Annotated in this window: 10 protein-coding genes; 2 read left to right on the top strand and 8 right to left on the bottom strand. The window is 52.8% G+C overall.

All coding sequences use genetic code 11. The features are described from left to right. Positions 1–49: 49 nt before the first annotated feature. The 8 genes from HX823_RS25600 to HX823_RS25565 form a co-directional block, all read right to left on the bottom strand. Complete coding sequence (locus tag HX823_RS25600) at positions 50–1,705, bottom strand: GGDEF domain-containing protein (protein ID WP_256350254.1); 1,656 nt, start codon at positions 1,703–1,705, stop codon at positions 50–52. 172 nt (positions 1,706–1,877) lie between these two features. Then, positions 1,878–2,306 (bottom strand): hypothetical protein, encoded by a 429-nt coding sequence (locus HX823_RS25595; RefSeq protein ID WP_177077267.1) that lies wholly within the window; start codon positions 2,304–2,306, stop codon positions 1,878–1,880. A 139-nt stretch (positions 2,307–2,445) separates the two neighbouring features. After that, positions 2,446–3,198 carry an EAL domain-containing protein gene (locus HX823_RS25590; RefSeq protein ID WP_177077265.1) on the bottom strand — a complete coding sequence of 251 codons (753 nt, stop codon included), beginning with the start codon at positions 3,196–3,198 and terminating at the stop codon, positions 2,446–2,448. Then, a complete protein-coding gene (locus HX823_RS25585; RefSeq protein ID WP_177077263.1) occupies positions 3,198–3,626 on the bottom strand; it encodes a hypothetical protein in 429 nt (142 codons plus the stop codon). The genes HX823_RS25590 and HX823_RS25585 overlap by 1 nt, the downstream gene beginning before the upstream one ends. Positions 3,627–3,669: 43 nt before the next feature. Next, positions 3,670–6,231: a fimbria/pilus outer membrane usher protein gene (locus HX823_RS25580; protein WP_256350253.1), complete on the bottom strand. Its 2,562-nt coding sequence runs from the start codon at positions 6,229–6,231 to the stop codon at positions 3,670–3,672. Between the two features lie 87 nt (positions 6,232–6,318). Continuing rightward, positions 6,319–7,056 (bottom strand): molecular chaperone, encoded by a 738-nt coding sequence (locus tag HX823_RS25575; RefSeq protein WP_177077261.1) that lies wholly within the window; start codon positions 7,054–7,056, stop codon positions 6,319–6,321. An 85-nt stretch (positions 7,057–7,141) separates the two neighbouring features. Continuing rightward, on the bottom strand, positions 7,142–8,152 hold the full coding sequence (locus HX823_RS25570; RefSeq protein WP_177077259.1) for a fimbrial protein: 1,011 nt from the start codon (positions 8,150–8,152) through the stop codon (positions 7,142–7,144). A gap of 181 nt (positions 8,153–8,333) precedes the next feature. Further along, complete coding sequence (locus tag HX823_RS25565) at positions 8,334–8,912, bottom strand: fimbrial protein (RefSeq protein WP_177077257.1); 579 nt, start codon at positions 8,910–8,912, stop codon at positions 8,334–8,336. Between the two features lie 511 nt (positions 8,913–9,423). On the opposite strand from HX823_RS25565, the gene HX823_RS25560 reads away from it, so the two are divergent. Beyond that, complete coding sequence (locus HX823_RS25560; RefSeq protein WP_177077255.1) at positions 9,424–12,969, top strand: transporter substrate-binding domain-containing protein; 3,546 nt, start codon at positions 9,424–9,426, stop codon at positions 12,967–12,969. Next, complete coding sequence (locus HX823_RS25555) at positions 12,966–13,589, top strand: response regulator transcription factor (RefSeq protein ID WP_177077253.1); 624 nt, start codon at positions 12,966–12,968, stop codon at positions 13,587–13,589. The genes HX823_RS25560 and HX823_RS25555 overlap by 4 nt, the downstream gene beginning before the upstream one ends.

The following is a 13,589-nucleotide window of genomic DNA, read 5'->3' as shown; positions in this document are numbered from 1 at the left end:
ACTGGTTTCTAACCACCCAGTCTTTTCGCAGGGGCATCGCGCAGCAGCTTCAAGCCTGCGCAGCGATACTGGCTTTGCTTTGGAACATGGCGGTGTCAGCCTTGAAAATCAAATCGTCGAGGCCTTCACCATCTTCCGGATACCACGCCACCCCTAGGCTGGCACTAACCTTGATCTGGCTGTTTTCCCATGGAATGGGCAAGGCGACGGCTTCGCAGATTTCACCTGTGATGCGCTGGATATCGCTTCTGTGATGCGCACCGTCGAGCAGCACGATAAATTCATCACCGCCCATGCGCGCAGCTATTTCGAACTCGCCAATATTGGATTTGATCGCCGAGGCGGCGTGGATCAGCATGGCATCGCCCGCCTGATGGCCATAACGATCATTGATCTGCTTGAAGTGGTTCAAGTCGATATAGCACAGGGCCAGATGCTCTCCACGATTCTTTGCGTCAAGCAGCCTCTGACTAGCGAAGGGAATAAAACTATTGCGATTGGGTAAGCCCGTCAGGCTGTCATAGAAAGCCAGCTTGCGTACTTCCTCTTCAGCAAGTTTGCGCAACTTGATCTCGTTGCGTAGATGCCGCTGGGCATTCAACAGAACCAGAGCGAATACCAGGACAAGCACAGAGCCGATGCTGATCAGAACAATGGTCTTGCGCAGCCGCTCGACGAGTTGCGGCGGGTTGGGATCGTAGATGAAGTTTTCCAGACCGGCGATAGTGTCGACCATGCCCAGTTCGAGGAAAGTTTCAGCCATACGTTGCCAGCGCCCTGGGTTCATATGGCCGATCTCGATCAGGTCAGATACCACCAGCGGACGCATGGCCTGAGCTTCGAATTGCAAGTGCGCGCGACTTTTCTCCACCGAATACTGGTCGAGCAGCAGGTCTATGATTTGCTCGGGGTTATCCATCGCGTAACGCCAGCCGCGCAGGGTAGCGCGGCGGAAGGCCTCGACCCGCTGTGGATGCTCGTCAATCTCGGCCTGGCTGGTGAACAGGATGTCGCTGTAGAAGTCGATCCCGTAGGTGACGGGCGAGATGATGTTGTATTCCACGCCCCGCTGTTGCAGGTAGAAGGGCTCGTTGGTCAGGTACGAGTTGAACGCCGTCACTTTACCGCTGGCCAGATCCCCGATTTGAAAACTGCTGGGTAGCAGTTGTAGTTTTTCGAGGGGTATACCCTCGCTACGGAACATCGCCAGAAAGTCCGCATCTGTCTGCGCATCCATCAGCATCACCGGCTTGCCGATCAGGTCGTGCACAGTGCGAACACCCTGGTCTGTGCGAGCCACGAGCACGGAAGGTGAGTGCTGAAAAATCACCGCCAGCGCGACCAAGGGCTTTCCATGCAGGCGTGCGTAGAGCAATTCACTATTGGCTTCGCCGTATTGGGCACGCCCAGAGAGCACTTCTTCGACCGGTGTGACTTTGGGGCCACCTTCGTGCAAGCGCACGTCCAGCCCTTCTTCGCGGTAATAGCCCTGGGCGATGGCGGCGTAGTAGCCCGCGAACTGGAACTGATGCTTCCAACGCAGCTGTACATCAATAACCTGTTCAGCACCATTCTGTTGAGTGACCGGACTCGCCCACGCAGCCTGAGCCGAGAGCAACACAAAACACAGCAGTCGACGCAGCCGAACCAACAGAAGTCTCTCCGGCCGGTCGAGCGTGTTAAAGCAGCAACAGAGGCTGGGCATCGTGAAAGTCCGTGAATCGCGCTCGTGGTTGAGCGTGCAAGGCGTGGCGCGACATTGTGACATCACTCATGCAGGGCCAGCAATCGCGCGCCACGCCGCAAGCGGCCGCTATCCTCGCTTCCCTGCAACAGACAGCTACCGGCCAAAATTGGCCCTTCATGAGCGAGACGTCTCACGTGACCGTAATGGTCAAGGCCGCCAAATTCACTACGATGCCGAGAACCACCCACACAAACGCTGCCGGCGCCTCGAACAACTTCCGCGAGGGGCTGAAAACAATGCCAAGCAGTGCGCCGATGAGGACGCCGGGAAAGCTAAATAAGTAAAAAAGCCAACCCATGGAGTCTGTGACCCAGAGGTCGAAAAGGAACAGGTATAGCCCCATGGCAGCAGCCATTCCCCCCAACGAACCTCGTGACGCCTTGAACAACAACGCCACGCCAAGCACCGCCGCTTGCGGCAACCAGGCGTATGCAAAGTTCTCCAGGAAGAACGGGCCTTTGCCGGTTATACAGAGGGCAACGGCAAGGCCTAGCCCGACGCCGATCGCGGCCAGCGGAATACGTGTGAACCGTGGCGGATTGTTTTCTAGCGATCTCATTCCCTGTGACCTTTTTGAAGCGGGTGGTTCGTTGAATGTCCACAACCTTTTTACAGTGAAATTCTGCGGAAACAAGCGGCATTCGAAATGATAGGTTTCTAACCAAAGCTGCGAAAATACACAAAGCGAGGAATCGATATCAAACTTCGGCCGAACACACTTGTATGTAGTCGGCGGCGCGCTGAGCATTTAGCGGTTTGGAACACCAGTTACCTTGCACCATAGTGCAACCCATCGTTTTCAACACCTGGCATTGATATGAGTTCTCAACTCCTTCGGCGACGGTCTTTAATTTCAATTTTTCGGCCAGGCTCATAACGACCTCAACACACGCAAAACTCTTTATCTGGGTCGCCATACCGACGACCAAATTACTAGGAATTTTCAGTGTATCAATGGGCAACTCACACAAACGCTGTAAATTAGATAACCCGTTACCAAAGTCATCCAGCGAAAAGCCCACACCCTGTTTTTTAAAATAGTCCATACCTTCTCGGACCCTAGCAAAATCAACATCTGCCACTCCTGCTTCTGTAACTTCAACTTGCAGTTGTTTCAAACTCTCCTTGCCAATCAGTTCGCCGATACATTCGAGCAGTGCCATATTGCCTAATTGCGACAGCTCCAGATTGATGCTGATCACACCAAGCGAGGTAATATTGCGAGACACGTACTGGCATATAACCAACGTAAGTTCATCCAGTACGCCTGCCTTTCTAGCTGCCGGAATAAACACTTCGGGGGAAACAGGCCTCCCCCGGAGCGGGAGCCAGCGAGCGAGGGCTTCAAACGCGACAACGCGGGACGTCTCCAGCTCAATGATCGGTTGATAAAGCGGGATTACTTGCTTGAGCAACAACCTCGAGTCTAGCCAAGTGACGGTGCCGCCCATCAGTAATGCCTCACAGCAGCAAGGCATTCAAACGTCAGATAGGGTAGCAAGGCGCAATGCAACGCAGGTTGTTTTAGAGGTAAACGCAAGATGTCATGCAGTGGCAACCCCAACGACACCGTGGCTTGTAGTAATGCCTTTTGTTGTAAGCGCCCATAAATGCCCGTCAGAAAAATGTGCTCGGCCCCCACCTTCTTGTGTAGTTCATGGAGGTGAATCAGGTCCTGTAGAGGGTCAACGCCTTGGCGTAATAACACAATGTCATAGGGTTCCCTAGAGCGCAGCGGGTCTCGTAATGCATCATCCACAGTGGAGTACAGCCCAATAGAAAAGATACCTAATAAGTTGACGCAGTTTTGGACCTCATATGCCATGAAGGCGTTTTCTTCAATCAGTAAAAGTCTCATTTCAGCCTTCATGACGATCATAAAAAAAGCGCCAGCATGCTGGCGCGAAAGGAGGGGGAATCGTTTATTGGCAAGTCAGGGTTTGGCTTTGGTAATTTTCGCCAGCTTTGGTATCGGCCAGGGAATAGGCAGCAGAACAGGTTTTCTCACCCCATTTCACTTTGAGCAAACCTTCTGGTTTTTCTAGCAGTACCAAGGCTGCTTGCTGTGGATCAACGATAGCCAATTGTCGGCCTGCGTCGTCTTCAACTACCGCACCGAATGGGACTTTTGTGCCGTCGGCTTGGGTGAACCTTGCCTCCAAGCGCCTACCCGTTTTAGCCTTGAAACTGGCTTTGGTGATCGCACCTCGACGGGGAATGACTTGCTGGCTGGTGCTTTCAAGATCAACGTCAGCGCCCAAGTCCTGGGTGTTCAAGTTGACCCAATTACCCCGGTACGGCTGTGCGTTGGGAATGATCGCGTAGCCGTTGCCGGCAGTTTTAATCCCGGCGTAGTTGCCGACCTTCACACCGGCGGTGTTTTCCACTTCGGCCAGGGTGAAAGTTTCGCCCACTGGTTGGCCGAAGTTGATACCGCCACCGTGTGCCACCACCGAGCCACGGGCACTTACGTTAACCGTCTTGTAATTTGAACCCTGACTGTAACCGGCGCCGACGTTGGCGTAAGGAGTCTTCGCGCTAATGTTGCCTTCGCCACTGGTTTCACCCGTGGCCGTTCTGCCCCCGCCCACCGAATAGGTCAGGTCGTCCCGCCCGGCCACATACCCGCTGACACTGCCGCGAGTGCTGCTGCCATTACTGTCGTGGGTGGCGTAGAGGTTGGCGCGCGGGGCACGGGATTCGCTGCCGAACGGAAAGGAGACACTTACCGACACTTGGGTGTCTCTGTCCCGAGTGGTGCCCGAGTTGTAACCTCGGCTGAAGTTGTCAGCATAACGAGAGTGAGACAAGTTCAACGAGTAGTTCACGCTTTGCCAGTGGCCATTGTAACCAGCCTGCAAAGTACGAGTACGACCGGTGAGATTCCAGTAATCCTGATCGCTGGCCGAGAGGTACAAAGAACCCAACTCACGCCCAAGACTTTGGTTGACGGTCAGATTGAACTTGGAGCGCGCGCGCCCACGGGGTTGATTCCACACGTCGCGCCTGTCGTCATCAACATGCTCATCCAGGGTGCGGTAGCCCTCTGTGGAATAACGGTAACCTGCCAAGGTGAAGGTGGTACTGGTGTCCGACAGGGTCTTGCTGTAAAGAAAGCGCACACTTTGCCCGGCGTTATTGCCCTGGCGAGTTTTGCTACTGGACTGGGTGGCGTCCAACGACACCGCACCCAAAGGCGTGTTGAAGCCCGCACCTCCATTGGCGGCGCTGAAACCGTCACTGAGCATTACACCGCCGAACACCGTGACGTCGTCAGTCAGGCCATACACCAGATTACCGGTGCCCAACAGCGGCTTTTCGCTATCTTCGCGCTGGTCGTCGTATTGGCCCACGTCCAGACTGTAGCGGTAAGTCCCTTTACGGGTCATTACCGGCAACGAGGCGAATGCTTGGGTAAAGGTGCGGACCTGGCCATCAGCCTCGGTAATGACAATCTCCAGGTCACCATTGGAGCCTGTGGGGTAAATGTCGGTCAGCTCGAACGGACCGGCGGAAACGTTAGTGTTGTAGAGCACGTAACCGTTCTGTTTGACCTCAACCGTGGCGTTGCTATTAGCGACGCCGCGTATCACTGGCGCATAACCACGCTCACTCTCTGGCAACATTGCCAAATCCGACCCCAGTTGCGCACCGCGGAAACGCACGCTGTCGAAAATATCCGAGTTGGTATAAGTCTCACCGAGGGTCAACTGACTTTTCAAACTGGTGATGTCACGCTGAGCGTAGTTACGGTTGCTGTTGAACTCGCCTTTACCGTAACTGGTGTCCGAATAGCTGGACTCGTTGCGCAAACGCCAAGGGCCGATGTTTACACCATTGCGCATGTTCAGGAACATTGAGTCATTGTTGCGGCCATCCGTCTTGCGACGACTGCCACTGAGGCTGTAGTTGCTGAATGCGGCCGTCACACCTTCATCCCAGAGAGCCGCGTCGATATAGCCCCGAGAAGCACGGGACATGGTGACCTGGGGGACGTTGATATTCAACCGCAATAGGTTGGGCTCATAATCGACGTTCGCTTCGGGAATGATCGCCTTGAGATCAATGCAGGTAGTGGGCGCAAGATTGGCGTCTAACTTCCCAGCGCTGACCAGGGCATCCATATCCAAGCCTAGGTTGCGCAACATTTCGAAGGTCAGGCAAGGGCTGACTTCGCCGCCAGAACGCTGTTCGAACATCACGTCCTGACGACCACTTAACGCACGGTTGACGTGAATATCCACCCGATAAGTACCGGGCAATATACTGTTGCCTTCAATGAACTGCTTGAGGTCTTCTGGTTGCCCCAGGCCTTGGATAAAGGCCGTATTGTAAGCAAGCAACGGAATTTGTTTAGTGCTTTCACCCTGTGCAAAAGCCTGCCCCGAAAGCCCTAATGCCATAGCGAGGGAAAGTTGAGACAGCCGCCAGAGTGGAGCCTGCATACTTTGATTAACGACGAGGCGTTTCGCTTTTTTGCTCATGATGAAAACCTGAATTCAGCTTATTCGAGACAACAAAACCCGCAGTAATAACTCGCGTTATCACACGACTCAGTTCATAAATTGATGTTACTGGGTAACTAACTGCGCTTGTGCGCTGATGCCAGATTGCAGGGACGCTTTGAAGGCTTGCTGTCCACCCCAGTCGTTGATACTGGTAAAACTTAACTCGGCCTTTGTACTGGCGATGGCATGGGCCAACGGAAAAATCATCTTTTCCCCAGGTGCAATCATCTGACGCTCTGTCACCACGGCCCCTTGTTCGCCCAGCCCCAGCTTCATCTGCAAAGTAGAAACGTGGTAGGCACTTGGGTTGTAGACGCTCAGGCTCTTGCCGCCTTTATCCAGCGTCCATTGCAGGCTGGAAGGCGCATCTTTAACTTCACCGACCAAATTGGCGGGACGATAGAAAACTTTGATTCGCTGGCGTACGGCAATCTGCAAAGTATTCTTGCCGCCGGTTTCGGCCGGGATCTCTTGTACGTTCAGCCAGACAACCGATTCACGGTCCTGAGGTACACCGCTGCCTTTGAAAAGAATTCGCAACAGCTGTTGACCTTTACCACCTAGCTTGGCCAAGGGAGGCGTAACAGCAAATGGGACGTTGGTATCAGTACCTTTGCCGCCGTCGAGCCAGGACTGCACCAAGATTGGAAGATCGGATCCGTTGCGAACGGTGATGTTTTCCTCTTTATTCTTGGCCTCGAAAATTACTCGAGTCTGACCCAATGCAATGCCTGCATGAGCAGATGGTATAAAGGACAATGAAAGCAGAACAAGCAATAACCCTGAAAAATTAAACCACATAAACTTAACCTATCCCGTCATTAAACAACGCTCAAACTTGCGCACCGCGAGTGGTGAATAAAGCACCACATCAACAAAGCCCGAATCACTCAATTATGGTGTTGAATACCAACTGAGTATCGATTTTTCCACCACCCAAAGGTTCAGCTGGATTCGCTTGCAGCTGCGCATTGAACGTATAATCTAAACCATTAGCCCCTATGACAGGGTTATTGGTAGAGAGCTTATAAGGCGCCATCAAATTTATTGGCGATCCATTGCCATCTTGCAACTCAATTTGAAGGCCTTTCGCACAATCGGTACCCACACAGTTAAGCAGTGCTGATCCATCAGACTGAATCGTTTGACCTGAGCTAAACTCCAGCGATACAGCATTGTTATAGGCCACGGCGTCTTGCTGATCGGTACAACTATTAAAGCTAATAGCAAAAGACTCCGTATCCCCAATCGTCGCATCCCCAAAATCAACAGGAACTAAGGTAGTCGCCAACGAGCAAGTAGTTCCGATAATCTCACCGGGAGTAAGAGTACCAGCATTTTGATCCAAGAATGTGGCAAGGCCGCCGTTAACACCGGCTGCAATAATAGATAAATTTAACGGACCAAGCACATTAGGACCTGCTGGAATATTGCCCGTTTTTACAATATTGTAAGACACTGAGAAGTTCTTTGGAAAGACAAAAGGTGTTAAAGGAACCCGTGCAATTAGTGGCCCGCGGCGGAAACGTTCAGCACCAGCAACGCTCTCAGCATCGCAACTATTTTCACCAACAGGACGAGCCGCTTCGTAAGCAACTCCACTTACAGTTGTCTGACATCTATAATTATTGCCAGGAGATAAAGGATCTACAGCTTGCTGTCCCATAAAATATGCGACCGTACTGACTGTTATTGCAGGACCACACTCTACTACTGACCCTTCAATCGTATACACCCCAATCAAATCGCCAATATTTGCTAGTGCCGGGTCAGAAGTAACATTAAACGTACTTGTCACAGGCCCCAATGTACACGGATTGTGCCCATAATCTGCCCGCGCCACGCCGCTAAATAAAAGAAAAACAAATAAATTCAAAATTACAAGATAGCGCAGCATTACAATCACCAATCAATAATTATTACGTCGACTTTCTACTCAGTAGGCACAGTTTAATTCCAGTAATGCCAAACACCTCAACTACCAGCCATGAAACCGTTACACTGATATTAAACAAATCAACTACCTTCCCCTTCAGATTATGGAAGGGGAAGGAGTTATCCAGCACTTAGGACATCAATCACTCGTAAGAGAGCAGGAACGGCAGACTGGCGTTGGCCACACCGGCAGCCTGAGCATCACCGTTGCCAACATAGCTAGCACGCAGTGCCAAGTCGGCAGTACCTACACCAGTACCTGCATCAACCGTCAGGGGGGCACGAATCTCGCCGTTTGCACCCAGATCGATGATCTGATTGGTACCGTCAACCAACGCAATACCAGCGCCGGTTGCGCCACCAGCGGCCAGACCCAGCAGGCGGTTATCCATGGTATCCAGACCGGTACCGCCTTGTGGGTCAAAGCTCATCACTACGGCGGTGTTAGCTCCGGCAGCAGTGCAAGACAGGCCGAGGTCGATGTCGGTGAACGCAGCGCTGACAGTACCACCGGCGACTGTGGCCAGGTCGTCGAACGAAACATCGCCCATATCAACGTCAATTACGCCAGCGGCAGCGCCAGCACCGGCATCGCCGCCTGGAGCGATGGTGCATGTGGAGGTGTTCAGGTTACCGGTGAAGTTCAGGGTGCCGGTTTCAGCGAAAGCGCTGGTGGACATAACGGCCGCAACAGCCAGCGCAAGCAGGGAAACATTTTTCATAATGAAGATCTCATTCAAATGGGTTGACCTGCATCCGGCAGGTGCAGCAAAGATAGAGATCGAGCGGCGCGCCGAATGTAGGCATCCAACATCAACTCACCGTCCAAACGCCCACAACGCACAGAGGATTTGTCCTACAAAAAAGCAGATCGCGTCCTACGAAATCGCCCTACGCCTTTCCTCAGAACAGTCCGCGCCTTATGAATCAAGGCGTCACGGTCATCGACGCATTAACAGCCCGGGATAAAAACATCTTTTGCGATGCATGGCTTACCTTCCCGACGCCTCTAGGACGGGTAGTCAAAAAGCCCCCCATCGGCTTTACTGTTCAGCACATCCAAATAGTGGCTTCTGTTATTCACGCCCCATTTGGATTGACCCGGCGCTAATGATTTGAATTGAGGTAGAACCAATCAACCTACTTAGACTGTTAAGCCTCGTAGCCTGCCTGCTCTTGGGCCCGGCCTTACGCGCCGAACCCACGTCGCTGCACTTAACCGTTCGCACGCCGGTGGTCGCTCCGGTTCCGGAACTGTCACCTGCAACCAAGGATTGGCTCGCACAGCACAAAACATTGCGCGTCGCCGTTTGGGGGCAAGCGGCCTACCCTCCATTCGACATGCTTTATCAAAACGACCATTTCGAAGGCCTCAGCGCCGATTACTTGGGTGTACTGAAGCAAAGCTTTGAGGTGAATTTATCTATCCAGCGGTTCCCCGACCGTCACAGTGCCGAGCAAGCACTGGTAAGCGGCGAGGTTGATATGCTCGCGCTCTACACGAGCGATTCGCCAGCACGTACCGACATTCTGAAATCCCGCCCGTACTTACTCAACCGCGCGGTCATTCTCAAAAGACCCAATGATGATTTGAATGTCAAAGGCGATCTGGCCGGTCGGCGATTAGGCATCGCAGGTGATACCAACGTAGTGGAACGGGTACGCGAGCAGTATCCACTGGCCGAATTGAAGCGCTACGATCGTCAGGAAAGTGCACTCGCCGCACTCGTCTACGGTCAGGTGGATGCGCTTTGGAGCGATGCGGCATCGGCCGACTATCTAATAAAGCGGGCCTACTTCAACCAAGCAGTAGCAGGCGCAGAAGCAAGAGCTCCGGCGTTCAATATCGGTTTTGCCGTAAGCGCTGAGCAACCGGCCTTGCTGGACGGCATCAACCAGGTGCTAACGGCAATACCACTGGCAGGCCGCTTGCACATCACCAGCCGCTGGCGGCTAGGCTCTCAGTACGCTCTTCGCGAAAATCCGCTGGCCCTGACATCGGCAGAACAGAAGTGGATCGCAACACATCAAAAGATTCGGGTGGCGGCCAATGGCACTTACGCGCCGTTGACATTCTTCGATCAGAAACAAACCCTGCAAGGGCTGACTGTCGATATTTTTGAACAGATTCAGAAACGCACTGGCATTACCTTTGCCTTCGTGGCCGGTGATTCGCTGGAAGACATCCATGAAATGCTCAAGACCAACCAAGCAGATGTCATTGGCGCCCTGAGCATCGGTGAGAAACGTCAAGAAACGCTGCTGTTCACCCGACCGTATCTCGTCAACCCATTTGTGGTGGCGTCAAAGAAAGCAGCCCCGACATTGCTGGATTTAGCAGAACTCAATGGCAAGCAATTAGCAATTCCAATGAACAACCCGCTGATCCCGTGGCTGCATGCACAGTATCCACAGATCAAACTGGTACCGACGAAAACCGCAATACGAGGTCTCGAATTGCTTCACGAAGGCAAAGTAGACGGCAGCGTTAACGCACAAATCAGCACCGATTATTTCATCAAACATTTTTTCCAGAATGACCTGCGGATCAGTGCCAACATAGGGCCCGAGAGCGCCCTAATCGCCATCGCTATTCCGCCGGACCAACCTCTGCTGCTAAGTATTCTGGACAAAGCACTGCTGGATATTCCTCCCGAAGACATGTCGCGCCTGATCGACCGTTGGCGCAGCCACTATGCACCGACCGTCGCCAGTTCCTGGAGTAATTACCAAGACCTCATTTACATCATCATAGGTAGCGCTGCGGCTAGCGTGTTGCTATTTCTGTTGTGGAACCGCTACCTGCGTAAACAAATCATTCAGCGCCAAAAAGCAGAACGCGCCCTCAGAGACCAATTAGAGTTCACCCGCACCTTGATTGACGGATCTCCGGTCGCACTGTACGTGCGAGACGAAAAAGGGCGCCTCTTGCACTGCAACAAGGCATACCTTGAGTTTCTAAAAACCGACCGTGACCAAGTGATCGGCAAGCGCTTGCCAGATAGCCCGGTGATGACCGCCGACTTCAATCAGCAGTACCACGCTCTATATGAGCGGACCTTGCACGACGGCACGCCCACTTTTGCGTATCTCGATATATTGGTGGAAGGTGAGCCGTTCCGGGTTTACCACTGGACCCTCCCATTCAAAAATGCCGTGGGGGAAATCATTGGCATCATCGGCGGCTGGCTAGACATCACTCAACGCGAAAGATTGATGCAGGAACTGCACGAAGCAAAGGAAATGGCCGACGCCGCCAACCGTTCAAAATCAATTTTCCTGGCAAGTATGAGTCACGAAATCCGCACACCGATGAACGCTATCGTTGGACTGCTCGAATTATTGCAGCGGCGCGGCGGCAGTGCTGATCAAGTGCGTGAATCCCTCCGAGCGGCTCATGACTCTGCCCAGTCGTTGCTTTCGCTGATCGGCGATATCTTAGACCTGTCAAAAATCGAATCAGGCGCAATGGAACCTAATCCGCGCCCGACGGCCATTGTCGAATTGGTGGAGTCCTTGTTCCTTCTGTTCGAGCATAGCGCCCGGCAGAAAAACCTCGAAGCGAACCTGGTGATCGAAGTACAGCATGAGCACGTACTGATCGACTCACTGATGCTCAAGCAAATCGTCTCCAACCTGTTGAGTAACGCCATTAAGTTTACCGCCCGAGGCAGCATCGAACTGGCGTTGTTTCAGGAACTGGATGCGCCGGAACCCGGCAAAGGCCGGTTCGTGATACAGGTCTCCGATACCGGCCTTGGTATGAGTCACTCCGAGCAACATGCGGTCTATGAGCCATTTGTTCAGGTATGCAACGAAAGCCTTGCTCGTGCAGGTAGCGGTTTGGGCCTCAGTATCTCTAGGCGCTTGGCCGAATTGTTATCAAGCGAATTACATGTGGAAAGTGAACAGGGTGTCGGCTCAACGTTCAGCCTGACGGTTGATCTACCGTTATGTTCGCGCGTTGAAAAAGACGCTTTGAGCATCGAGGATCGCGGACCGAATTCTGCTATGCGAATCCTCATTGCCGACGACCATGCCGCGAATCGCCTATTGCTATGTCAGCAACTGGAATATTCGGGGCACATTGTGGATGCTGCCGAGGATGGCGATATTGCGCTGGCACTATGGGAGCAAGCTCAGCCAGCCTATGACCTGATCATCACCGATTGCGACATGCCTAAAATGGATGGGTTTACATTGACCCGCACGTTGCGAAAGCGGGAACAAAGTCTTGGTCGCTTACCCGTTCCCGTGTTAGGACTGACCGCCAATGCGCAGATGGAGGTGGTCCTGTTGTGCAAGGACGCAGGCATGACTGATTGCTTATTCAAGCCTATAAGCCTGGATGAGTTGAATCAACGAGTGGTTCAAACCTGCCAGGCCGGTGCAGTACTGGATGCTGTCTCAGTGTCTGCCACGATGAGTAAACAAGATCCTGTGGAGCGCAACGCCTTTCTAGAAGAGGTGATAAACGCAAACCGAGCCGATGTGTTAGTGCTTGAGGCGCTCGCCGGCCAGCAAGACAACAAAGGCCTAGCCAAGCTCACACATCGCATCAAAGGCGCCGCGAAATATGTAGACGCCCACGAAGTAGTTCTCGCCTGCGAAATGCTAGAGGCCTATGCCAGCGAGGGCGATAGCACACACGTACAAGTGCAAGTCATAACGCTGTTGAGCGAATTGCGGGCATTGGAGAAATTGTTGCTCCAACGCGTCCAAGTCAATGCCTCGCAGGATCCAGCCATCGACAATGAATTATTTTCGAGAAACCTATGAACGTATTAATAATTGATGACCACCCGGTGGTCCGCTCAGCCGTGCGAGGCTTTCTGAAACAGCATGGCTTCAACGTGGTAGGCGAAGCCAGCGATGGCATGGCCGCACTCCAGATGATTGACGAGGTCAATCCTGACATCATTATCCTGGATATCGACATTCCAAAACTCGATGGTCTCGGGGTTTTGAAACGCTTGAAGGCGCTGCCGAAGGACTACCGTGTACTTGTTCTGACCGGTGTCGTAAGCAAGGAGATCGCGGTGCGCTGTGCACATGCCGGAGCCAGTGGATACTTGAGCAAGGCAAGCGACATGACCGAGCTACTTGACGCATGCATGGCCTTGAAGCGCGACCACACTTGGTTTTCAAAAGACGTGCTGAACTCAGTGCGCAGCCAAGATTTTTCTTCAACTGAAGCCGAAATGATAAGCCAACTGTCGTCGCGAGAAATGAACGTTCTGCGCAGTTTAGTAAGGGGGGAGAGCAATACTGAAATTGCGGAGTCGTTGCATCTCAGCCGTAAAACAGTAAGCACCTATCGGAGCCGGCTGCAGCAAAAATTGCGTATAAATGGCCTAATTGAAATGGCAGAACTCGCTAAACGAAATGGGCTGCTTTAG

Source organism: Pseudomonas sp. P7759 (assembly GCF_013386445.1).
GTDB lineage: Bacteria > Pseudomonadota > Gammaproteobacteria > Pseudomonadales > Pseudomonadaceae > Aquipseudomonas > Aquipseudomonas azotoformans_A.
Note: the sequence above shows the minus strand (reverse complement) of the source record. Positions and strands in the feature narration are given on the sequence as shown.

Bases quoted from the DNA above. Each gene is read 5' to 3' on its own strand.
- HX823_RS25600 (WP_256350254.1), bottom strand. From the start codon at position 1,705: ATGCCCAGCCTCTGTTGCTGCTTTAACACGCTCGACCGGCCGGAGAGA.
- HX823_RS25595 (WP_177077267.1), bottom strand. From the start codon at position 2,306: ATGAGATCGCTAGAAAACAATCCGCCACGGTTCACACGTATTCCGCTG.
- HX823_RS25590 (WP_177077265.1), bottom strand. From the start codon at position 3,198: ATGGGCGGCACCGTCACTTGGCTAGACTCGAGGTTGTTGCTCAAGCAA.
- HX823_RS25585 (WP_177077263.1), bottom strand. From the start codon at position 3,626: ATGATCGTCATGAAGGCTGAAATGAGACTTTTACTGATTGAAGAAAAC.
- HX823_RS25580 (WP_256350253.1), bottom strand. From the start codon at position 6,231: ATGAGCAAAAAAGCGAAACGCCTCGTCGTTAATCAAAGTATGCAGGCT.
- HX823_RS25575 (WP_177077261.1), bottom strand. From the start codon at position 7,056: ATGTGGTTTAATTTTTCAGGGTTATTGCTTGTTCTGCTTTCATTGTCC.
- HX823_RS25570 (WP_177077259.1), bottom strand. From the start codon at position 8,152: ATGCTGCGCTATCTTGTAATTTTGAATTTATTTGTTTTTCTTTTATTT.
- HX823_RS25565 (WP_177077257.1), bottom strand. From the start codon at position 8,912: ATGAAAAATGTTTCCCTGCTTGCGCTGGCTGTTGCGGCCGTTATGTCC.
- HX823_RS25555 (WP_177077253.1), top strand. From the start codon at position 12,966: ATGAACGTATTAATAATTGATGACCACCCGGTGGTCCGCTCAGCCGTG.